Source organism: Vibrio thalassae, from assembly GCF_900089835.1.
Taxonomy (GTDB): domain Bacteria; phylum Pseudomonadota; class Gammaproteobacteria; order Enterobacterales; family Vibrionaceae; genus Vibrio; species Vibrio thalassae.
Genome location: NZ_OANU01000142.1, coordinates 1 through 21,549 on the forward strand (window position 1 = coordinate 1; position 21,549 = coordinate 21,549).

A 21,549-nucleotide genomic window follows, 5' to 3' on the forward strand; every position below is an offset into this window, starting at 1 on the left:
TCATCATGCTGACTACCTAGCACTCACCCGATTTTGTGGTTATCAGGAGGATCGTCCTCTCACGATTTAGATCCCGATTGGCAAATGCCAACCTTCGTTACATTGTCAGAGCCGCTACTTTATTCAGGCTCCTAGGTTCATCTGGTGATACAGATGGTTCACTCGTTAAGCGGTGAACAGCGCTTCATACGACTTCACGTCGCACGCCCCTGAATATGTAAAAGCTGAGAAAGTAACTGGGTCAAAATAGGATTCATCCATACTGACTAAAAAAGGGTTATTAGTCAGTATGGTAGAAGTCATAAGTATTGCGTTATGACTCAACAAAGCGGAGAAGAGCCGCCTGACTAAGCGGCGAATCCAAATAGCGATAGGTTGGTAACGGCTATATTGGCAGGAACTGGCAATGCCAAGAGCAAAAGGGAAGGCAACTAAACTGGCGGCAATAGCAAGGACACCGGAGCCGAATACCATGGGTAAAATGCCATAGTGTCCTTGATCCGGTTGCCATTGAAGAGAAAAGACGGCGATGCTTGGGTCAGTAACAACAGGTAATGCAAACCAAAACAGAAAGCCAAACAATAATGACATCAAAACGAGCACTACCATCACTAGTGAAAGTAGTACCCGCTCAGGTGCAACCAAATGGCGCATAGTTAAAGCTTGCTTAATGGGATATAACCGGATGCGCTGATGTACTCTGCGCCTTGAGGACTATAGATATAATCGACAAACTCGCTCACCAAACCTTGAGGTTCGCCTTTGGTGTTCATATACAATTTGCGAACGATTTTGTATTCGCCAGATGCACAAGCTTCGTTGGTTGGATGAACACCATCGAGCGCAGGGGCTTTCACTGTGTCATCGATGTAACCAACACTGCTATAGCCAATGGCGCCAGGGTCACGGGCAATGGCGGTTTTCATGGCACCATTTGATGGGATAACGTTGGCGTTAGTTACGATAGCAGTACTGTTGAGCATTTTCTTAAAGAATACCGCACGTGTGCCACTGGCTTCATCGCGGGTAAATAGATTAATAGAACGGTCTTCACCACCCAGCGCTTTCCAGTTGGTGATTTTTCCAGAATAAATGTCGATAACTTGCTGTTGGGTTAGGTCTTTAAAAGGGAAGGTGACCAAACCCTGCTCAGCTTCACTAGGTTTGAGTGCGCGGCCGGTATTGCCGATATCAACCAAACCTTTGGCAACTTGCTGTGCTCCAACACCAGAACCACCTCCAGCGATGGTGATACGAATATCGGGGTTGGATTTCATAATGGCGCGCGATGCGAGCTTCATGACGGGAATATGAGCGGTACCGCCCGCAATATTAATGGTGCCTGATTGGCCAGCAAATGTATCGGTATCTGCAGCCTGACTAACGACTGGAATAAAACACAGACTACAGGCTAACAGTCTGATGAAACCAGTTTTAAAGCGCATAACTACTCCTTTGTCTTGAATCGAAAACATAAGGGACAAATCACGGAATGTATTCGGTGTCAATCATGTCAAATTAACCAATCTAGGTTACGCTGAATCGTTTTTGAAAACTATGTGGTTGCTAGACAGAACTGATGATTAGTGTTTGATTTAAATCATAAATGTTTATGATTTAAGCTTGGTTTAGACTGTCTCTGGCAAATGTATTGATAAGGTGGAATGGCGCTTGAGAACAACCAGTTCTATCTTAACGTTACCAGGCCAACATAGAGGATGAGCAACCAATGACTGAATACCCATTAGAGATCTATCAAGCACCCTTAGATGCAATTCGTTCAGGTACCAAGAAGGTAGAGATTCGTACCAACAACAGCTATGAAGTGATTCAATACGACAAACTGATGCCGGGAGATAGAATCGCGTTTCAAGTGATCTCTGGTCCGCCAGTATGTGGATCCAAAAGCGCTGCTGATGAGTGAAGGTATGCAGGTGCTTTCCAAACTCTGCGATACCATAGAAGAGGGCATCGAAATGCTCTACAGCCTCCATGAGTATAAGGAGATGATCCCCAAACACGGCAGTTTTGCTATTGAGATTCGAATGGTTGATGACGAATAAAATATCGCCTCTTAAAAGATGAAAAGTGAGTGGTAATGCTCAGTTTTTAACCATTAATTCAAACTATTACCGGTCAAACCTGAATCGTCTGCCTTACAATTTAAAATAACTATCCTAGACTAATTACAATTACCTCTATAGCAATAGGTTGATTATGCCCAGTCTCAATCGATGGTTCGATGACATCTCATTTATAAAGAAGCTGTTATTTAGCTTTTTAGTGCCTGTTCTATTAATGTTTGTCGTGTCTGTCGCTGTGTTTCAAAACACCCAATCTATGGTAGAAGACGCGCGTTGGGTTGAGCACACGCATAAAGCCATTGGTCGTGCACAGGAGCTACTGAGTCTCACCGTCGATATGGAAACGGGTAAACGGGGTTTTTTGCTTACTGGCGATGAAGTGTTTCTTGAACCGTTTTATTTGTCGTTAGAGGTGTGGGATAAAAAAATCACCACGTTGTCGCAACAGGTGAGTGATAACCCAGTTCAAGTAGAGCGACTGGCCAGAATCGATAACTTGCATAATACTTGGCTTCGAGACGTTGCCGATAAAGTCATCATCCAAAGACGCTTGTTGGAGAATGGACTGGCCGAGCCAGATAGTATTCAAGACCTTGCCCAGCAGAAAGAGGGCAAACGTATTATTGATGAAATGCGAGTCGAGTTTGCAACGTTTATTCAAATTGAGCAGCAACTGATTACTATTAGAAGTAAAGCCTCCTCTCAGTCCGCAAATCAAACCTCACTGGTCTTGCTTTTGGGAACACTTTTCGCTGCAATGATTTCACTATTCGTGGCGGGTTGGAGCTCGAAACGAGTGAAACAAAGGATGGATACGCTTATCTGCGCAACCCAGCTAGTTGCTAAAGGGCAGCTTCAGAACGGATTAGAAACGCTGACCCGCAGTCGTCATGTGAAAGGTAGAGACGAATTCGCCATGTTAACCTCTAGTTTTCGAGATATGACCTTCAGCCTGTTGAAAAACGACCAAAAAATGAAGGAATATAACCGAAAACTTCGTGACGAAAGTGAACGTGCTGAAGCCGCCGCTAAAGCTAAGAGCGAGTTTTTATCCACCATGAGTCATGAAATTCGGACGCCAATGAATGGTGTCATTGGTATGACTAACCTATTGCTCGACACTAAGCTCAATGAACAACAAGTGAGGATGACCGAGACGACGAAAAACAGTGCGGAGTCTCTGCTCTCTATTATTAACGATATTCTTGACTTTTCGAAGATTGAAGCGGGCAAAATCGATCTAGAGATCATCGATTTTGACTTGGGCGAAGTAGTGGAAGAGGTCGGGGCGATGCTGTATTTTTCCGCTGAGCAAAAAGGCATTCAATTGATATGTCCAGCGACGCCCGTTATGGATCATTGCTTTAAAGGCGATTCTGGGCGTATTCGTCAAGTTCTCAATAATCTCGTTAGTAATGCGATTAAATTTACCGACACAGGTGAAGTAGCGGTGTATGTGACCGTCGAAGAAAAGCGATTAACTGACAGTATATTGCGCTTTGAGATTAGAGACACAGGCATCGGAATTAGTGAGGAAAAGCAACAAAAACTGTTTTCGCGCTTCTCCCAAGCAGACAGTTCAACCACACGAAAATATGGGGGAACAGGTTTGGGGCTCTCCATCAGTAAACGCTTAACGGACATTATGAATGGCGATATAGGTGTTAGTAGTGAAGTAGGCAAAGGGTCGACGTTCTGGTTTACCGTCTGCCTTGAGAATTCCTCCAAACAGTCGGTGATTTATCTGCCTACGGGTGATTTGAAAAAACAGCGTATTTTGGTGGTGGACGATAGCGATACGAATTGCAGTTTACTCGAGCAGATCTTCGCGCGTTGGGGAATCCCGTACCAAGTCGCCAACAGTGGTGAAGAAGCGTTAATAGTTTTAGCCGACAACCACAGACAGCAGCGACCTTTTACCATTGCCATTCTCGACTATCAAATGCCAAATATGGATGGCGTTGAGCTTGCCAAACAGATTCAAGATAACCCCAACTACAATGACACTCGCTTAGTGATGTTCTCATCTGTAGTTCAGCGTGGTGACGCGAAGAAAATGCAAAAGGCGGGATTTAGCGGTTATCTTACCAAACCGATGCAGCAAGCTGACCTGTTGAGTGTTTTAGAGAAAGTATCGGGATTGTCGGGCGATGATGAGAGAGAGGCGTTCGTAACACGGCACACCCCAGAGAAGAAAGCGCAATACAACGCACGTATTCTTATTGTGGATGATGTCACCACCAATCAAGTCGTGCTGCAATCGCTATTGTCGAAATTTGGGGTTAAAGCTGATAAAGCCAAAAATGGTATTGAAGCGCTTGCTGCACTGAGAACACCTACCAACTATGACCTTGTCTATATGGACTGCCAAATGCCAGAAATGGACGGTTATGAAGCAACGAGGGAGATACGGAATACTCATAATATCAACATTAACCACTCAGTTCCGGTTGTCGCGATGACGGCAAATACACTACAAGGCGACAGAGATAAATGCATAGAAGCAGGGATGGATGACTATATGTCCAAACCTATTAACACTAAAGCGCTAGGAGAATCCCTAGAACGATGGATTCCTCATTGCCGGACAAATGAGGATGATTCAAACTTAGTAAGTCGTACCAGTGCCTAGCGTGGCACTGTCATCAATGTAAGCGAGTTAAGTGGTCATTTTTCGCCGACTTGCCCTGCGGCTGTATTCTGATGCAGTAACCAAATTTTCCACGGGTGCACGCCAATATATTAATCTAGATTAAGTTTTGCCTTGTGCATTCTCTGTATTATCTCGCCTCACTTTTTATACCAATAATAAGCATAACAATACATTGAGGAGATTGGAGTTGAGCCACTTGTTCACAGAGAGTCGCATCGGCAATTTGGTGCTAAAAAACCGCTTCATGCGAAGTGCAACTTGGGAAAACATGGCGACAGAAGACGGTCATATGACCGACAAACTGTACGCCATTTATGACGAACTTGCCCAAGGTGAGGTAGGTCTTATTGTGACTGGCTATGCCAATATCGTAAAAGAAGAAAAACCCAATGCTGGCATGATGGGGATTTACGATGATTCCTTTATTCACGAGTACCAAAAACTGACCGACTTGGTTCATCAGCACGACTCAAAGATCGTAATGCAGCTGGCTTATGGCGGTACAAAAACTACTTACAACGTGGGCGAGCGAGTGATTTTTGCTCCAAGTGATGTCCCTGAAATGGGGACGAAAACTCAAGGCAAAGCGATGACTAAAGCGGACATCGATTACATTGTTGATGCCTTTGCCAACGCCACATTAAGAGCCAAACAGTCAGGCTTTGATGGGGTAGAGCTTCATGGGGCACACACCTATCTAATTAACCAGTTTCTAAGCCCATACTATAACCGTCGTGATGACGAGTATGGCGGTAGCTTGGAAAACCGCATGCGTTTATTGGTGGAGATTTATCAAGCATGCCGCGAGCAGGTTGGTAACGATTTTCCAATACTAGTTAAGTTGACGGCCACAGAGTTTTTTGAGGGTGGCTTGACCTTCGATGAAACGCGTGTGGTGTGCAAAACGCTAGAATTAATGGGCGTTGATGCGTTGGTGATCTCTGGCAACATTCACGGTAAAGCCAATACTATGGTGGGCGAAACTCACGATGGTTATACCATTCAAGAAGAAGGTTACTTCCACGAATACGGTCATGCGATCAGCCAAGAAGTGAACGTACCTGTGATTACGGTTGGTGGTTTGACGGATATTGGCGCGATTGAATCTATTGCAAAAAACACGGGTATTGAGTATTTCGCATTATCGCGTCCACTGTTATCTGAGCCTAATCTAGTTAAACGTTGGAAACAGGGCGATCGCTCGCCAGTCGAGTGCGAGCGCTGCTCAAAATGTCGTACTAAGCGCGGTAACTTCTGTGTGGTGAATAAGGAAAGAAAAGTTGCGCTTGCCGCTATGTAATCTTACCGCTACGTAACGTCGCTATTTGCTAACCAAGTCGCTGTGTAAACTTAGCCCCAAACAGAATTAGCGTATAGGAGCCAGAATGCCACTGGCTCTTGTCGATATACCAATCTTCATGATCTAGCACGAAAAATTCCATTTTATGCCTACAACCTCTGAATAGTGACTACACTAAGTATTAACTCAATACGATCATCGCAATGATCGGTTCAGGATGAACATTGAGTGAGTAGTCGAGTATTCAAATAGAGGTAAGCTATGGCATTAATTACGCAATTACTTAATAACTTACCCGGATTCGCTGTTCAGTACGATCCAAGCAAAAATCCTTTTTTTCGACCAATCATGGAAGAAAACCTAAGAAAACTTAAACAAGTATCAGCGGGCAAATCGCTGCTCTCTGAAATTCAAGCGGCTAAGCCTGCGGCGCGGGGGTCGTTTCCTAACAACATCAACGTTATTTGTGTGCCAACACACCTTAACTTCACTCAAAGTGGCTTTAAGCGTGATGTGCTCTATGGCAGCGATGGTCAAGCAAACGTTACGGGCATGACTGCGAGTAATCAAGCAAGGTTTGCTCCCCAAGGTTGTCCGTTCTGGATGGCTGGTGGTAGTCATAACTCCGCCGTCAATCAAACCGCAGCCACCAACGGCACTGGCTCAGTGTGTTATATGCATTTTACTAACGTGCAGGTGATGACGCGCAAAGGTGAAAAAGCGGAGCCTTATGTCGTACTTGCTCACGAGCTCATTCATTCGCTCCATTGTCTTCAAGGTACAAAGACGGATGGGAAAGATGAAGAACTCCGGACAACCGGGTTAGGAAAATACTCCAACAATCCAATGAGTGAAAACTGCTTCCGCCGTCAATTCGGCTTATCGGAGCGTACTCAGTACTTCTAATTCTTTATTGCTATTCAGTGAGATAAGAGCCGCGGTGTTTACACTGTGGCTTTACTTTTGCGCGCTGGCTCATCATACCCCTTTACAAAATCAACATTGAACCAATGCAGTTATCGCTTGCTTGGATGATAACCAGGGTTACTATATCCATAGCTAAAATAAGGATTAACGGGTTTGGAGAGTCAACCATGTTATTAAGCAATTACCATATGCATTGTCACTATTGTGATGGGAAAGGAGCGCCAAAAGAGATGGTGGATAAAGCCGTATCCCTTGGTTTTAAATCGGTGGGCTTTAGCTCTCACGCTCCTTTGCCTTTCGGCAACGATTTCTGCATGTTAGCGGAAAACCTAGAGGCCTACATTGCCGACATTAAACAGCAAAAAGATCGTTCTGACATTGACGTGTATTTAGGATTAGAAATCGACTTTATCGTTGGTTTGACTGCGCCAAGCGATACGAAGTGGGACGCGTATCCCCTCGACTATAAGATTGGCTCGGTTCATACATTAGACGCCCCAAACGAGCGTTATTCTATGCTAAGCGTGGACGGGCCACACGATGAACTTAAAGTGTTGTTGGATGAAGTGCACAACGGCAGTGCGCGCTCGATGATTGAAGTCTATTACCAGCGCGTTCGAGAGTTATGCGAAGCTGGTGGGTTTGATATTTTAGGCCACTACGATTTGGTCAAAAAGCACAATAAAGCGCTCGCTTTCTTTGATGAACAAGATAGCTGGTACCAAGAGATCGCCATTGCCACACTAGACGCAGTTGCAAAGGCTGGCGTGATATTGGAGGTTAATTATGGTGGTATGCTGCGCGGCGCAACCGACGATGTTTATCCATCTCCTTGGCTACTTAAGCATGCTAAAGCAAAGAATATCCCAGTACAGATTAACGCTGACGCTCACGCGCCTCATCACTTAGGTGTGTATCACGAAAAGTGTCGAGAAATCCTATTAGAAGCGGGGTATCAACAGCAGCGTATCTTACTTGATGGCAAATGGCAGGATGTGTCTATTCTTTAATAGCAGCGCCGCTTTTAAACCTAATTTTAAAGCCTCAATTGTAAAGTATGTTGTAAAGCGGCTTAGCTCACAGTTATTCCTATTCCGGACTCTGTATTTCGGCTTCGTGAACTCATCCCAATTATGTGCAACGCATTGACGTTAGGATGAACTCAAGCTAAAAGTAGAGTGGTGGTTGTATGACACTGTCTAGTAAAAACAAAGCCATAACGGCATTGGTTGTCGTTATGATTTCCGCTGCGTTATTGTGGTTTGAACAATTTGGCGTAGCTCCTTTTCTGACTCTGATTATCGGCTTCTTCACTTTTATCATACAAGTCACGCTACACATTATGGGCTACCACAACGGCGACGTTTTCGAAGCCTACCAAGACGCAGAGCGCACCGAAGCCACCGCACTCACTAATCTCATCAAAAACAAGAAAGACTGTGAAAAGCGTTAGCTAAAATCAGTCCCATCTCACCTATGTACGAATAATCGACATTGGTTGCATATCAATTATGCAACCAAGTTAACAGTATCCTTCGCCACAATTTCATAAAGTAACGCTCATTAACAGACTTTAACAAAATCAACAGCTTGCTCTTGCTAAAAAGAGTGCGGTAGCCGTGATGGAAAAAAGAGAAAACCGTTATTGCAGTGTTTGCGGAAAAAACACTGACCACGTCGTCGTATTGGTACGCAGGGAAACCGCATGAAGGTCGTTGATATATAAGGGCTGTGGTGATGCTTGGAATTAGTTACCAATGCCTCATTACTCTCAGTTTTCAAATGTAACCTAATGAAATCTAAGATCGTCTTGTAGATCATTCCTGTTGTTTTGTAATAGCTCCTAGACAATATAGGAGCTTAAATATGAGCGAGTTAACCAACCCATTTATGCACTTCCAAATCATTAAAGACTATCGACAAGAAAGCAAAGTAGAGCACAAATTATCAGACATTATTTTGCTGACAGTTTGTGGCGTTTTGTCGGGGCATGACGGTTGGGATGGCATCATTGATTTTGGCAATGCTCGCTTAGATTTCCTTAAACGATATGGTCACTTTGAAGCTGGTATTCCCTCTGCGGATACGCTGGCTCGTGTGATGGGTATGATTAATCCTGCAGCGTTGCAAAGAAGCTTTATTGCCTGGATGAAGGACTGCCATATGTCGAAAACAATATAGTTTGATCTGAAATGTGCCTATTTCAAGCTCCCCATAACAGTATAACCACTAAAATTTGATCATTTTGAGAGGCGTTACTAGCAACAAGACTTTAATATATGACAATAAAGATTGGACAGAAATGTTTCAATGACTTTGCTAAATTAGAAAACCATCAATAACTAAAAGTAATGAAATTACCGCGATCCCCAAGCTACTTGAGCTGCTAGACGTAAAAGGTTGTTTAGTTACTCTTGATGCTATGGGATGCCAAAAGAAAATAGCGCAAAAAATCCTCGATAAAGAAGCGGATTATTTGTTGGCAGTGAAAGGCAATCAGGGAATGTTAGAACAAGCCTTTGATGATTATTTTCGTATGGATATGCTTCAAAATTTCGATGGCAGCTCTTACAGCACACAAGAAAAAAGTCACGGACGAATGGAAACGAGAGTAGCTCTAGTGAACCGCGATTTGTCGGTTTTAGGTGATATTGAGCATGAATGGCCCGAGTTAAAAACGATGGGTATCGTGGCTTCGATTCGCCAAGAATCGGCTGTAGCAACAGAGCAAGATGTGAGTATTCGATACTACATATGCTCTAAAGAATTAGAAGCTCAAACGTTACTTGAAGCGACACGTTCTCACTGGGGTGTAGAGGTGATGCACTGGTCTCTTGATACTGCATTTTGTGAGGATAATTCTCGTATAAGAGCGGAGGATCGGGCAGAGGCTTTTGCAAGGATCAGACAGATGTGTTTGAACCTATTAAAGAGCGAAACCACCTTTAAAGGCGGTATTAAACGCAAGCGCAGAACTGCGCAATGGACGAAAACTACCTAAGTAAGGTTCTTGTAAGCCTTACGTGACGGTGATGTTCATGCGGTTTCCGTGAGGGACAATTAAACCTAATTCTGCAATTTTAGCTTCCAGTGTCGACATATTCTATGCTCGTATTGGAGACAGTCAAATATCAGGCTCGCACGATACTGAAGTAAATGGCGTTATCACTATAGCTAGGGATGATATTCAACGCCAAATTGTGTCAGGTCTTGTGACAGACGCATTTACACTGAGTGCATTTGCTCTACTTTGGAGTAAATACCCATAACAAATAAGGATTAAGCGTTGCGTAGCCAACGTTAAATCCCAAGTGTTGAACAAGCCCGAGCCTCTATATAAGTAAATTGTGCGATCTGCTCTAGAAGGGGGGCGGCCTTGATGCTTTTCTCAAGGCGAGCGCAGGTATTGCAAGGTGGAGAGTTCCGCCTTATCAATGGGTTAACTGGCTAATGTTGGTTCTTAGCGGCTGTTTTTCCTTATCTTGTTGATGACGGCCATTATCCTTATTATTGGATGCCTTTCGGCTATCTCGGTCGAGTGAACCCCACACAGGCCATCTCATGTTGACAGCAAGGACAGCAGCGTGGGGCTTTGCTCTTTGTGACGGGTTCAAGGTTTGGCAACGAGTAAAACAGTCCAAGTAGTAACAGTTGTATACGGCCAAGTGTTTGCCGAGCTTGCCCTCGCAAGAAGCCATAATCACGCACTCGTTGCAGCCCTTTAGGCAGGACGTGTTGCAAGATGAGCAGTAAGAACTTGAGCGTTGGCAGTGTTCGCTGTTTCCATTGCTGAGTTTGACTCTCTTTGTATCGGAACGTCACAGACTCTTGTTTTATCTGGATGATGTCGTGGTCGGGTAACACGCCTCGATACAGGTAGCGCGAGAGATATTCTAACGCAGGCTTTCCTTCCCCTACGCATCGGCAGTCAACGAACCACTTGCTTGGTAAACGGCTTTGTTGCTTAATTCGGTTGGAAGACATGGCAGCCCAAAGCTGTTCGGTTATTATGCGATATACTGAGTTTTAGGCATACCTAGCCCTGTAAGCTTATTCAGCGCTTTGATCATTGCGTAAGTCTCGCCAACCTGAGCATTGTAATTTCTCAAGCTTAATTTCCCACCTAACAACTGTTTCACCCGATACATTGCTGTCTCTGATAGCGAGCTTTTATGGTAGCCATACCGCTTTTTCCACTTTTTGTTGGAGCCGTAGAGCTTCTGGCAACCTACTGCTAAATTGCGAGGGTGTCCTTGTTCCCAGAATGCAGCCCCTTCTCGTGGTGGGATAAGCGCAACCGCTCGCTTAATCCGTATCGCATCATGACAATTCCTTGTGTCATAAGCACCATCACCTGATATTTCAATGAGTTTACGACGCGTCTGCTTGAGTAAGTTGGGGAGCACTTCCGTATCGGTTACGCCAGATAAACTCAGCTCTGCTGCGACTATTTCGTGAGTGCTTGTATCTACTGCAATATGCAGTTTACGCCAGACTCTGCGCTTCCCATCAGTACCATGCTTCTTGACTTTCCATTCACCCTCGCCATAAACCTTGAGGCCAGTTGCATCAATTGCCAGGTGTTGTATTGCTCCTCTGGTTTTGGTTTTAAATGAAACCTCAACTTCCTTAGCTCGGCGGCTTATACAGGTGTAGTGCGGGCAAACAAGCGGGATGTTAGCCAGGCTAAAGACAGAGTCTAGAAAACCTTGTAGCGCTCTCAATGGCATAGAGAAAATGCGTTTCACCATCAGTGCGGTAGTAATGGCTAAGTCGCTGAATCGGCGAGGTCTACCACGCTTGCCTTGTTTGTTTTGCTTCCACTCAGCTATCGTTTCCTCGTCAATCCAAAAGGTCAGAGAGCCACGGTTGATCAAGGCTTTGTTGTACTGCTTCCAGTTAGTTGTTTTGTAACGAGGTTTAGGCATGGGGCTACAATGATTGATGGATGTAGCCGATCAGATCGTAAATGCTAGATTTAGTTCCATCGATTTAAGCAACAAAGCCGATATAAGTCACAAATTATGCCCCTCCGGTTTGTACACCTCGCAATTAGCATGTTATAGAATGGTGCTAGTTGTTAATTCTATCAATAAATGGAGCTTATTATGGCTATATGGAAATATACATCTATTGCGTTGCTTTCATCAGTAACGTTAGCCGCGCACTCTTCTGAGCCTATCAGTACAGCTTATCTGACATCTTGGGGGCTGCCGGAAGACGCCACTGCAATGGAAAAATCCAATGCGAATCATATTTTGTTGTCATTTGGTGAGTGGGATGCAAATTTAAATATCAAGACATCAGATGGGATCGCTACTGTTCCAGAATATGATCCATATTGGATGCAATCTGGTTACATATTTTGGACTCAAGATAAGTTTAAATCACCAGAAAGAAAATATTTAATAGCGTTTGGTGGCCAGACTTACGAACAGATATGGGACTACATAACAACAGATGAAGACCGTGATATTTTGGTCGACAAACTTGTTGGTGTGCTCGATACCAAGTTCCCAGTGTATAAAAAGAACGCCTCTCCAGAGGAGGTTCTTACATGTCTTGACACTAATTGGGATGGCAGCTGTAATTACAGTAACTATCAATTTGTGGGAGAAGTTCAGCTCGACGGATTGGATTTCGATTTTGAAAAAGCTGCCAGAATCACAGAGGAAGAAAATGAAAATTTGATCAAATTGATCAGTGATCTTCGCCAAAGAAAGCCTGACACAATTCTATCCTTGACCACTTATCATGTCGGTGCTGACCCAGTAAATTGTGCTGATAATTCCGTATTTGAAGGTTGCTCATACACCGAAGACCAACGCTCTTCACACCATGGCGAAGTACTTCCAGCTCTTACGCAAGGCAAAGATCTTTTTGATATGTTTAACGTAATGGCCTACGACGCTGGGAAGAACTTCGACTACAAACAGGCTATGAAAAATTATGCTCAAGCTGTTGGTGACGCCAGCAAAGTAGTACTAGGGGTTACTATCAATGCTCAATGGGCTCCAAAGGATCAAGATCCAAGAGGTAATTTTGTTGAGACAAGGGAAAATAACCTTGAAAGAGGTTCTTGGCAATCGACGAATGGTTATGGTGGCACTTTTGTTTGGGCTTTTGGTGCTAGCACCGAAAATCTTTCTTTTTCTGATCAAGTAGATTATTATAACGCGGTTATCCAAGCCTATGGTGACAACGTTTCAACGGATCCCGTACTTGAGCCTGCATTTAATGTCTATTCAAGAGTTGATCAAAAGCTATTGAATCGTAATGGTCTTGGAGAGCCAGCTCCTGGAAACCTATATCATATTGACTTTGTACTAAACGATGACACAGTTGATACAGTTAGCTTCGACATTAGTAACGTTTACTGGACTAAGCCATGGCGTTGGACAGTTATTCTAGCTAGAGCTGTTAACAACGCGAATCTCGACTATGCATTTGTCACAAGTAATGAAGATAATGAGAATACGGGAGAAATCTTAGCTTCCGGTTATCGTAATAAGTTGGTAATTGATTCTAACCAAGTGTCAAATGTCATTATTCGATCAGAAAATATTGTCAATCTTGATATTGATGCAGCATACACAGGTACGACACTTACTTCTGGTGATACTTTGACGTTAAAAGTAAACTTTACTGACGGAACTTCATTAGATTTTAGTGACACAGTGACTAGTAGTTCTCCAGTTGTTATCAAATCAATTCAATTGGGCAACGAGTAATTAAATCACTAGAGAGTTCTGCCGCTAATCTTTTAAGAGGCGCGGCAGATCATTATTTTTATCGTATCGATAATAAGCTATTTGCAAACAAATTTTAATCATTGTTTTTATTATACAATTCCATAATTCTGACATTATTCCTATTTGGAATTTATATCATTCCACACTTTCAGTGCATTGTTTTTTAAACCAAGATGGTCCTCTTGAAGTAGAAGGGGCACGCTTTCCTAGTTTTAATAATATTCAGCTTGACGGTAATCATTTTGAAAATGTCCCTTCATTTTTCAAACCGTATTTTTGAAAGAAAAACAAAGCAGCATTTGGTCAGAAAAGGTCACGGACGATTTAACTGTAGAAGAGTTTGTTCAAAGTAAAATTGAAGCATATTCGAACGAAGTAACTGAAAAAATCAGAAATGATGGGATATTAACTAAGATAAGAATGTTCTTCGGTGAAGATGCTGATATGAAAATTACTCCCTTATATCAATCTAGAGATTTAAGTGTTGATGCAAAAGTACAATTTCTTGAAGGTGATAATGAAATAAATATTAGCAAAAAAGGATACGGCACTAAACGTAGAATATCTATGGCACTGTTGGAGTATAAAAAGGAGCAAAGTATAATCGAAGGTGATTCATCGATTATCTACTTATTAGATGAACCTGATACTCATTTGCATGTTAAAGCACAAGTTGAACTACTAGATACCATCCAAGGTTTTTCTGATGCTGGCAATCAAGTTATTCTTACCACTCATTCTCCTTTTGTTATTAATCAAATTCAACCAAAACACATAAGGCTTATAGAAAATAAAGATAATGTAAGTAGAGTTAAGTTCTTAAGGGATGAGCCTGAAGTTTCAAATAGAATATTGAGGTCGTTGGGTGTTGAGAATACATATCTCTTCTTTTCTAGACATTTAGTTATTGTTGAAGGAGAAACTGAGGAAGGTTTCTTGCCAGAATATTTTATTTCTCAATTTGATAAGCCAATTGGTTCGAACTTGGTCAAAATAATTAATACTAAAGGAATTACCAACATTCCTGGGTTCTGTAAGGCAATACTAGAAATTCATGACCCTGAAAAAATTTACTTGCTTTTCGACAATGATGCTACCGACGAGTTGAATGAAGTTATTGAAGCTTTAAATGTTCCTGATACAAGGCCGTTTTATTGTAGGCAATAAAGAATTTGAAGACGCTTTTAGTGATAGAGTACTTTTTGAAGCATGGCAGCAATACTTGATTAGCTCCAATAAGGATGTGCCCGAAACTTGGACAGAAACGGCGATTTCAGATCTCCGAGCCACATGTGTTGCTGAAAATGCCAAGTTTTCTAAAGAAATTCGTAAACTCAATTCAGGCGGCAAGAAAATGACAAAACCAATTTTGGGTAGAGCCATAGCTCAAAGGGTTAACCCAGAAGAGTTACCTGAAACTCTTTCATCATTAATTGAGCTTCTGAAGTAACACGCACATAACAAACGACTATGGAGTTGTTACGCTCATCATCTTCTCCATTAATATCATATCAGGCATCCACCAAACAAAGGAAAACTCACCATGAGAGTCGTCCCGGAACTCTATTGTCAAAGCATCAGAGGCAACATCACGTTCTTTGTCGACGTACTTGGTTTTGCAATCAAATACCAACGAGAAGAAGAGGAGTTCGTTTACTTAACGCGTGAGGGAGTTGAGTTGATGCTTGAGGGAGTAGGTGGTAACTCCCGAAAATGGTTAACTGGTGACTTAGAGCATCCCTTTGAAAGAGGCGTAAACTTCCAATGGGATGTAGTAATATCAACGCGCTCTATTCAACAGTACAGTTTAAAGCACCCAGTTCGATCTTTCTTCCCTTGGAAAGCAAATCTTATTTAGTTGACGGTAAAGCGGTCATGCAAGCGCAGTTTATTGTCGAAAGCCCAGATGGCTATTTATTTCGTTTTTGCCAAGTTGAGCACAAAAATTAATATTGGCTAAAATACCTCGATCATCACCATTGCATGGGGAAATAAAGTACATAATAATCGTGCTACTCGTTCTTAGGGCTTTAGATAAACCATTTTTAACCTAAGCGAGGAAGGGATATGTTTAATCATTCTGATTTTACAATTAGTGAAGGACAGCTATTAGTTAAGAACGATAGATATTATTTGAGCCGAATTAAGTCGGTTGAAGTGGTTGAAATTACTCTGCGTTATCACCTATTTAAGGCGTTGGCTTTTTCTATCCTAGCGTCTTGTATCTTATGGTTGTTTGATACCAGTGACTTTATGTTGGACTACAACATCAACTTAGGTGATGTGGTATTAGTGGTCACTTTTCCAATCGCATTTGCTTTATCGTGTTTTAGTTCTCGATATCAATTAAAAATAGAGTTTGATCATACCGATGAAGTAGGAGTTCAGTGGGTTACGATAGCAAATGGTCGCTCAAAAAAAGAGTTCGATGTATTTGTAGAAGTTAAGAATAGACTCATTCAAGTCCTTGTTTAACAATATATTCAAGCTGGCTTACAACGGTTCAGTTGGACGTGATCCGTTGTTCGTCAACTTGGCTTCGCATTCGTTTAAACGGAGGTCACTTGAAGTTTATGGGTATCTTAGCGCTGTTTTATAGTCTTCACACTTTTGCTTCAGAACTTGAGTTGCCGACGTGTGAAATGGACAACAAACTTGTTACTCCTATTACGTTTTTTGCGCCAGAAAGTCTGCGAGAAGAATATGAAGACTCTGCTGTAAAATTTGTTATTGAAGGCATGGTTTCAAAGTCGAATGAAATTCTAGAGAATTCATGTATACCGATACAACGCGAGTTGAAAGAAATCATTTATGTCAGTGGTTTTGATACGGAGATTTTTCAAGACATTTATGCCGCTGGTAATTACATCGATTATTACTACGAAGATAAAGTCTCTCAAATTCAACGCTCTCATTCTGAATTCTATGGATTAGTTGTCAGCACAACGTATTCAGATTTTGAATTAGAGTATTGTGGTGAAGCCGACGTGTCTGCAAATGATAGATTTTTCGTTGTTGATATGCATTGCCCCAAGATGGTCCTAGAGCATGAATTAGGCCATTTAGCATGGGCGATGCATGACATGGACACATTAGCGGAGCAAGGTCTTTCGCTTTATGAATTAGACGACGTTGTACCGTTTTATGACAGAGACAAAGTCAAGAGCTACGCGTTTGCCTATCAGTGTGGTGGTAAGGGAACGGTCATGTCATACGCTGAGGAATATATTCCCGTCTATTCTAATCCTGATATCAAGCATAACGGGGTCGTATGCGGTGACCCAGATTTTGCAAACAATGCTAAAGTTCTTCGAGACTATGCGCTAGAAAAACTTGGTGAAAAACCATAGATTCAAAAGCATAACCCACCACGATTACTTTCAATCTTTTAGATAGTTAACTTAAAGCGTGTTACGGGACTCAAAGGTTGAATATGGTAGACGTACCACTCAAATGACCACGCAATACGTCATTACATTTGGAGTAGTTCAATGTCTTATACGGAAGCAAGTTGCCTTTGCGGCGCGGTGACAATCAAGGCCGAAAATGTCAATCCCAAGTTTACTGTGTGCCATTGCCAATCCTGCAGGAAGTGGGGCGGTGCTCCATATTTTGCGGTGAAGTGTGGCACTCAAGTGAAGATTGAAGGTGGTGATAAAGTTAAAATGTATCAGTCATCGTCTTGGGCTTCTCGTGGTTTTTGCACAGAATGTGGACTCATCTTTTCTACAAATTTAAAGCAACCGGTGATTACAATATGTCATTAGGTCTGTTTCCCAACGTAGAAGGGGTGGAAATGGATATGCAGTATTTTAGTGATATGCGCCCTGGGTATTATTGCTTTGCGAATGAGACCAAGGAAATGACCACTGAGGAGATCATGGCGTATTTTGCTGACGAGGTTTAGAGCACTATTGAGCGAACGCTACAATGGCGTGTCTCACCTGTTATCGTTAGTGCTTATGGCATAGGTGTATAGGAACAACAATGGTTAGATGGCCGTGTATTTTCAAACTAGAGGGCGACCCAGAGCTTATGTATTTTGGCTCTGAGTCAGCGTTAGCGAGTGAACTAGAGTTTTTGATTTGGAGTAGTTCTGATCGCTTGATCGATAGTGAGGGTCACAGCTTCACAATTTGCCAAGCGAGCGGACGTTATACATTCGAACTGAACGACTCTGTTTTGTCGTTATCTGAAATTACTCAACTTATTCAAGAGCACGAGTTCTCAAACGCTGAAGTGTGTTTGACAAAAATACAGTTTACGTCGGTGGAGCAGGCTATCCAATCGCTGTCGTTTGAGTAGTAGATGGATTGGGGGGGATTCAAGCTGATAGCTTGGTACTTTTGAGGAAGCAATGAACAAAATCAATGTCATGAAGGAATATAACGAGTTTGAGCGAAAAGCCATTAACTCGTTCAATGGTGTGCAAGAGTCTAACGATGAAATCACGCGCTTTGTCTCTGAAGACGACTATGGCAGCTACATTTCTTATTTTGATTTCGACGAACAACGAGCAGAGTCCCTTGTTAAGGAACAGCTTGAGTATTTTCAAGAGCGAAATCTCAGTTTTGAATGGAAGACTTATAGTAGTGACGCGCCTGCTAACTTGGGCCAAATTTTGTTGCAATATGGTTTTCAACAAGAGGCAACCGAGTTTTTTATGGTATTGGACCTCGAAAATGCCAACAATGGAGCGTTCGATGATTCACTCATAACTGAAGTTTCGGATAGCAAAGGTATCCGAGATGCCATCAGGGTACAAGAACAAGTCTGGGGTGGCGATTATGAGTGGCAATACAACTACTTGTTTAAGCTTAAGCAGCAGGAACCAGGTTCAATCTCCATTTACGTGATTTATGTCGATGACCATCCAGTAACATCGGCATGGTTAACGTTTAATGGCAACAGCCCATTTGCAGGTATTTGGGGCGGCAGTACGGTGAAAGCGTTTAGAGGTAAAGGATTCTATAGCCAATTGCTCAACAAGCGTATCGCTGAAGCCAAGTCTAGAGGAATGAAATATCTTACTATTGATGCCTCGGATATGAGTAAGCCTATTGTTGAAAAGCGTGGCTTTAAAGTGGTGGCAACAACGACGGGTTATACGTCACCTAATAGCTAATTGGGTGACGTGCTCCAAGCTATCTTTGTTAGTTAGTAGTAATCATGGGTTGCTCATCGCTAAAAAGTGCTAGCGATGCCATAGGATTACCCTCAGTGTTGCATACTGTTGTCAAAACCATTAATACTAGTTTTTGACTGTCTGATAACCGAGTTGAATTATGGAAGCACCAAAAGAAGAACTTCTAGCCTTGTTAGTTAAAGAGTGTGAACTATACGCGTCGATTCCTGCCAGTGAGCATCAGCTAAAACGCGATAAAAAGTGTTTTATCGATGGAATCATGACGGCCTGCCGTGTGGTAGGTATCAGTTATCAGGAATTGAATTCGATTATTGAGTTAATGCCAAAGCAACCGAAGTTCAAGGATTTAGACGAGGAGTTGTCTACTCCTACTTATGTTCGAAATAACGTAGATATTAAGTTGTAGGTTGCGGATGACTGAAAAAGTATTTTGGATTAACCCGTACCAAACTGAGCTGCGTTCCGAGGTTACTCATATTGAAGGCAACAACGTTGAATTAAATAACACGATATTTTATGCAGAGGCTGGGGGACAAGAAAGCGATCGCGGGACGATTAACGATGTCTCCGTTTTACAGGCGACTTCAAGTGGTACACGTATTACCTATACCTTAGCCTCGCCGCCAGATTTTAAAGTTGGAGATACAGTGGTTACGTGTATTGATTGGGAGCGTCGCTATTCCTTAATGAAACTGCACTTTGCTGCGGAGGTTGTGTTAGAAAAACTTTATCAACACTGTAGTGGCATTGTGAGAATAGGCGCTCATATTGCACAAGATAAGAGTCGTATTGACGTTGAATGGCCAGAAAACTTAACCACGTTATTGAAGGAAGTCGAAACTGAGGCGCAGCTGCTCATTGATTCTGACGCGAGAATTATCAGTGATTTCTCTGACAAAGAAAATGAGCGCAGATACTGGGAAGTAGAAGGCTTTACTCAGGTGCCATGCTGCGGTACCCACTTAAATAGAACATCTGAAGTAGGACAGATCCGGCTAAAACGTAAAAATTTAGGTAAAGGCAAAGAACGCGTAGAGATAACGTTGTGCACATAGTTGGTTTTACCACAACTTTGACTAAGTGTGATTAAGCTAATGGGGACGACATGGAAAGTTTAGGCAAACTGATTTTCTTTTGTGGAAAAATGGGTGCTGGCAAGACAACACAATCCAAGCTAATTGCGGCCAATCAAAGGGCGGTACGCATTTCTGAGGATGAGTGGTTAGCCGCACACTATCCCAATCAAATCCAGTCGTTTGAGGACTACATCAAGTTCTCTACTCTTATTAAACCCTTTATTAAATCACATGTTCAGAGCTTATTAACGGTGGGCGTTGATGTGGTCATGGACTTTCCTGCCAATACAGTTAGACAGCGTTCGTGGTTTTCATCTCTATGTTCTGAAGTGCAATGTGCTCATGAGCTTTACTATCTCGATGTACCGGATGAGGTCTGTTTGGTTCAAATTGGCAAGCGTCGGGTTGAGCAGCCTGAAAGGGCACATTTTGACACTGAGGAGGTGTTTCATCACGTGACGCAGTGCTTTGAAGAACCGACGGATGATGAAGGTTTGAACATAGTGAGAGTATAAGCTGAAGCTTGCCTTAAGTAAGAAAAGTAATTATAAACAAGGTGTTAGTGCCATTTTCTATAGCATTTTGTTTGACTGAGTAAGTTGGTGAACAACATAGCATTGAGTGGCAAGTGGTATTGGAAACTCCACACCAACCATGAAGTAAAACAAAGGAATGACCATGGACGTTACTATCGGTAAGAGTCTTGAACTGATCTCAATGAGTCAGGCTATACGCTATCAAGTATTTACGCTTGAACAAAATATCCCAACAGAGTTGGACTTGGATGGTTTGGATAATGACTCATTTCACGCTCTCTTCTGGGATGGCGATAAGCCTGTCGCGACCGCTCGTTTGACGGTGAATCAAGACGGTTCGTCGACTATGGCGCGAGTAGCGGTTTCTGAGGGGTATCGTGGTGACGGCGTTGCATCAAAAATAGTCCATGCCCTAATAAAACACGCCAACAATATCGGTGTGAGATGTATCGATATCCACGCCCACGCTTATTTAAGAAAGTACTACGTAAACTTTGGATTTGAATATATCAGAGAAGTTGAGATTGTTGGTGAGCATCAGCTTATTGAAATGAAGTACCAAATGGAACCTACCGTTTAATTACGTGGGTCGTGCAGTACAGCTTGGATAAAAAGATGAATAAAAGTGTGTTGGTAGTGGGTTCGATTGTTGTCGTCGCATCGCTATTTTACTTTGGTAAGCGAAGTGGAGAAGAATTGTCTTTGCCGGAATGTGAGCTAGCTAAGGTTGCTGAAACGTCAGTGTTTTTCTTTACCGATGACTCTATTGATGAACATCGGTTACAGTGTAGTGGTCAACTAAAATTGGCCACAGTTTTAGAGTTTTTCCAATACAGTCGTTCAGACTCATTGGGTGTCAGCCCGTCGTTATACTGATGGGGTCTGAGTTGGCTGTAATAACCAGTAATGTAACGAGTTATATGCTCCCTTGCTTCGCTAAAGCTCCGATAACCCGACACTGGTATCCATTCTGTCTTTAGGCTTCTGAAGAACCGCTCCATCGGACTATTATCCCAGCAATTACCTCGCCGAGATAAGCTTTGCTTGATTTGATAACGCCACAACTGCTGTCGAT

The 21,549-nt window shown here is 42.6% G+C and carries 23 protein-coding genes and 5 pseudogenes; 23 read left to right on the plus strand and 5 right to left on the minus strand.

Annotation, left to right across the window (positions count from 1 at the left end; genetic code table 11):
* Nucleotides 1–165 precede the first annotated feature (165 nt).
* Together VTH8203_RS24905 and VTH8203_RS22500 are read right to left on the minus strand one after the other, a co-directional pair.
* Nucleotides 166–654 carry a hypothetical protein gene (locus VTH8203_RS24905; RefSeq protein ID WP_208617790.1) on the minus strand — a complete coding sequence of 163 codons (489 nt, stop codon included), beginning with the start codon at nucleotides 652–654 and terminating at the stop codon, nucleotides 166–168.
* 2 nt (nucleotides 655–656) lie between these two features.
* Nucleotides 657–1,445 (minus strand): phosphate ABC transporter substrate-binding protein, encoded by a 789-nt coding sequence (locus VTH8203_RS22500; protein ID WP_096995651.1) that lies wholly within the window; start codon nucleotides 1,443–1,445, stop codon nucleotides 657–659.
* 284 nt (nucleotides 1,446–1,729) lie between these two features.
* On the opposite strand from VTH8203_RS22500, the gene VTH8203_RS25245 reads away from it, so the two are divergent.
* The 9 genes and pseudogenes from VTH8203_RS25245 to VTH8203_RS22545 form a co-directional block, all read left to right on the plus strand.
* Nucleotides 1,730–1,924 carry an ASCH domain-containing protein gene (locus VTH8203_RS25245; protein ID WP_244181300.1) on the plus strand — a complete coding sequence of 65 codons (195 nt, stop codon included), beginning with the start codon at nucleotides 1,730–1,732 and terminating at the stop codon, nucleotides 1,922–1,924.
* On the plus strand, nucleotides 1,917–2,063 hold the full coding sequence (locus tag VTH8203_RS25250) for an ASCH domain-containing protein (RefSeq protein ID WP_244181301.1): 147 nt from the start codon (nucleotides 1,917–1,919) through the stop codon (nucleotides 2,061–2,063). The genes VTH8203_RS25245 and VTH8203_RS25250 overlap by 8 nt, the downstream gene beginning before the upstream one ends.
* Before the next feature lie 154 nt (nucleotides 2,064–2,217).
* Nucleotides 2,218–4,716: a hybrid sensor histidine kinase/response regulator gene (locus VTH8203_RS22510; protein ID WP_096995652.1), complete on the plus strand. Its 2,499-nt coding sequence runs from the start codon at nucleotides 2,218–2,220 to the stop codon at nucleotides 4,714–4,716.
* 208 nt (nucleotides 4,717–4,924) lie between these two features.
* Nucleotides 4,925–6,037, plus strand: a complete 1,113-nt coding sequence (locus tag VTH8203_RS22515) for an NADH:flavin oxidoreductase (RefSeq protein WP_096995653.1) — start codon at nucleotides 4,925–4,927, stop codon at nucleotides 6,035–6,037.
* 261 nt (nucleotides 6,038–6,298) lie between these two features.
* The gene (locus VTH8203_RS22520) at nucleotides 6,299–6,943 is read left to right on the plus strand and encodes a M91 family zinc metallopeptidase (RefSeq protein WP_096995654.1); all 645 of its coding nucleotides are present in this window, start codon (nucleotides 6,299–6,301) and stop codon (nucleotides 6,941–6,943) included.
* A 188-nt stretch (nucleotides 6,944–7,131) separates the two neighbouring features.
* Nucleotides 7,132–7,974, plus strand: a complete 843-nt coding sequence (locus VTH8203_RS22525) for a histidinol-phosphatase (protein ID WP_158296222.1) — start codon at nucleotides 7,132–7,134, stop codon at nucleotides 7,972–7,974.
* 179 nt (nucleotides 7,975–8,153) lie between these two features.
* Entirely contained in the window at nucleotides 8,154–8,417 is a 264-nt protein-coding gene (locus VTH8203_RS22530; protein WP_062459082.1) for a hypothetical protein, read from the plus strand.
* A 413-nt stretch (nucleotides 8,418–8,830) separates the two neighbouring features.
* Nucleotides 8,831–9,127 (plus strand): annotated as a pseudogene (locus VTH8203_RS22540) (ISAs1 family transposase); the annotation flags it as partial.
* 181 nt (nucleotides 9,128–9,308) lie between these two features.
* Nucleotides 9,309–9,991 (plus strand): annotated as a pseudogene (locus VTH8203_RS22545) (ISAs1 family transposase); the annotation flags it as partial.
* A gap of 498 nt (nucleotides 9,992–10,489) precedes the next feature.
* On the opposite strand, the pseudogene VTH8203_RS22550 reads toward VTH8203_RS22545, so the two are convergent.
* Nucleotides 10,490–10,933, minus strand: a pseudogene (locus tag VTH8203_RS22550) (transposase); the annotation flags it as partial.
* Nucleotides 10,934–10,971: 38 nt separating this feature from the next.
* Nucleotides 10,972–11,892, minus strand: coding sequence for an IS5 family transposase (locus tag VTH8203_RS22555; protein WP_096995656.1), 921 nt, complete (start codon nucleotides 11,890–11,892; stop codon nucleotides 10,972–10,974).
* 180 nt (nucleotides 11,893–12,072) lie between these two features.
* On the opposite strand from VTH8203_RS22555, the gene VTH8203_RS22560 reads away from it, so the two are divergent.
* From VTH8203_RS22560 to VTH8203_RS24820, 14 genes and pseudogenes are all read left to right on the plus strand, one after another.
* Nucleotides 12,073–13,695 carry a glycoside hydrolase family 18 protein gene (locus VTH8203_RS22560; protein WP_096995657.1) on the plus strand — a complete coding sequence of 541 codons (1,623 nt, stop codon included), beginning with the start codon at nucleotides 12,073–12,075 and terminating at the stop codon, nucleotides 13,693–13,695.
* Nucleotides 13,696–13,992: 297 nt separating this feature from the next.
* Nucleotides 13,993–14,883, plus strand: coding sequence for an ATP-dependent nuclease (locus tag VTH8203_RS22565; RefSeq protein ID WP_158296223.1), 891 nt, complete (start codon nucleotides 13,993–13,995; stop codon nucleotides 14,881–14,883).
* Nucleotides 14,846–15,166, plus strand: a complete 321-nt coding sequence (locus VTH8203_RS22570; protein ID WP_096995659.1) for a hypothetical protein — start codon at nucleotides 14,846–14,848, stop codon at nucleotides 15,164–15,166. The genes VTH8203_RS22565 and VTH8203_RS22570 overlap by 38 nt, the downstream gene beginning before the upstream one ends.
* Before the next feature lie 93 nt (nucleotides 15,167–15,259).
* Nucleotides 15,260–15,666, plus strand: a pseudogene (locus tag VTH8203_RS22575) (VOC family protein).
* 117 nt (nucleotides 15,667–15,783) lie between these two features.
* A complete protein-coding gene (locus tag VTH8203_RS22580) occupies nucleotides 15,784–16,191 on the plus strand; it encodes a hypothetical protein (protein ID WP_096995660.1) in 408 nt (135 codons plus the stop codon).
* An 89-nt stretch (nucleotides 16,192–16,280) separates the two neighbouring features.
* Complete coding sequence (locus VTH8203_RS22585; RefSeq protein ID WP_158296224.1) at nucleotides 16,281–17,066, plus strand: hypothetical protein; 786 nt, start codon at nucleotides 16,281–16,283, stop codon at nucleotides 17,064–17,066.
* 141 nt (nucleotides 17,067–17,207) lie between these two features.
* A pseudogene (locus VTH8203_RS22590) lies at nucleotides 17,208–17,623 on the plus strand (GFA family protein).
* 80 nt (nucleotides 17,624–17,703) lie between these two features.
* Complete coding sequence (locus tag VTH8203_RS22595) at nucleotides 17,704–18,021, plus strand: DUF4144 family protein (protein WP_096995662.1); 318 nt, start codon at nucleotides 17,704–17,706, stop codon at nucleotides 18,019–18,021.
* A 52-nt stretch (nucleotides 18,022–18,073) separates the two neighbouring features.
* Nucleotides 18,074–18,841 (plus strand): GNAT family N-acetyltransferase, encoded by a 768-nt coding sequence (locus VTH8203_RS22600; protein WP_096995663.1) that lies wholly within the window; start codon nucleotides 18,074–18,076, stop codon nucleotides 18,839–18,841.
* 160 nt (nucleotides 18,842–19,001) lie between these two features.
* Complete coding sequence (locus VTH8203_RS22605; RefSeq protein WP_096995664.1) at nucleotides 19,002–19,268, plus strand: hypothetical protein; 267 nt, start codon at nucleotides 19,002–19,004, stop codon at nucleotides 19,266–19,268.
* A gap of 7 nt (nucleotides 19,269–19,275) precedes the next feature.
* A complete protein-coding gene (locus VTH8203_RS22610; protein ID WP_096995665.1) occupies nucleotides 19,276–19,917 on the plus strand; it encodes an alanine--tRNA ligase-related protein in 642 nt (213 codons plus the stop codon).
* A gap of 50 nt (nucleotides 19,918–19,967) precedes the next feature.
* Nucleotides 19,968–20,453 carry a P-loop nucleotide/nucleoside kinase family protein gene (locus VTH8203_RS22615; RefSeq protein WP_096995666.1) on the plus strand — a complete coding sequence of 162 codons (486 nt, stop codon included), beginning with the start codon at nucleotides 19,968–19,970 and terminating at the stop codon, nucleotides 20,451–20,453.
* A gap of 163 nt (nucleotides 20,454–20,616) precedes the next feature.
* Nucleotides 20,617–21,054, plus strand: coding sequence for a GNAT family N-acetyltransferase (locus VTH8203_RS22620; RefSeq protein ID WP_096995667.1), 438 nt, complete (start codon nucleotides 20,617–20,619; stop codon nucleotides 21,052–21,054).
* A gap of 35 nt (nucleotides 21,055–21,089) precedes the next feature.
* The gene (locus VTH8203_RS24820; protein ID WP_167385859.1) at nucleotides 21,090–21,350 is read left to right on the plus strand and encodes a hypothetical protein; all 261 of its coding nucleotides are present in this window, start codon (nucleotides 21,090–21,092) and stop codon (nucleotides 21,348–21,350) included.
* Here VTH8203_RS24820 and VTH8203_RS22625 read toward each other — a convergent pair.
* Nucleotides 21,269–21,549: integrase core domain-containing protein (locus VTH8203_RS22625; protein WP_158296225.1), on the minus strand; the 281-nt coding region annotated here is incomplete at its 5' end. The two genes, VTH8203_RS24820 and VTH8203_RS22625, sit on opposite strands and share 82 nt — an antisense overlap.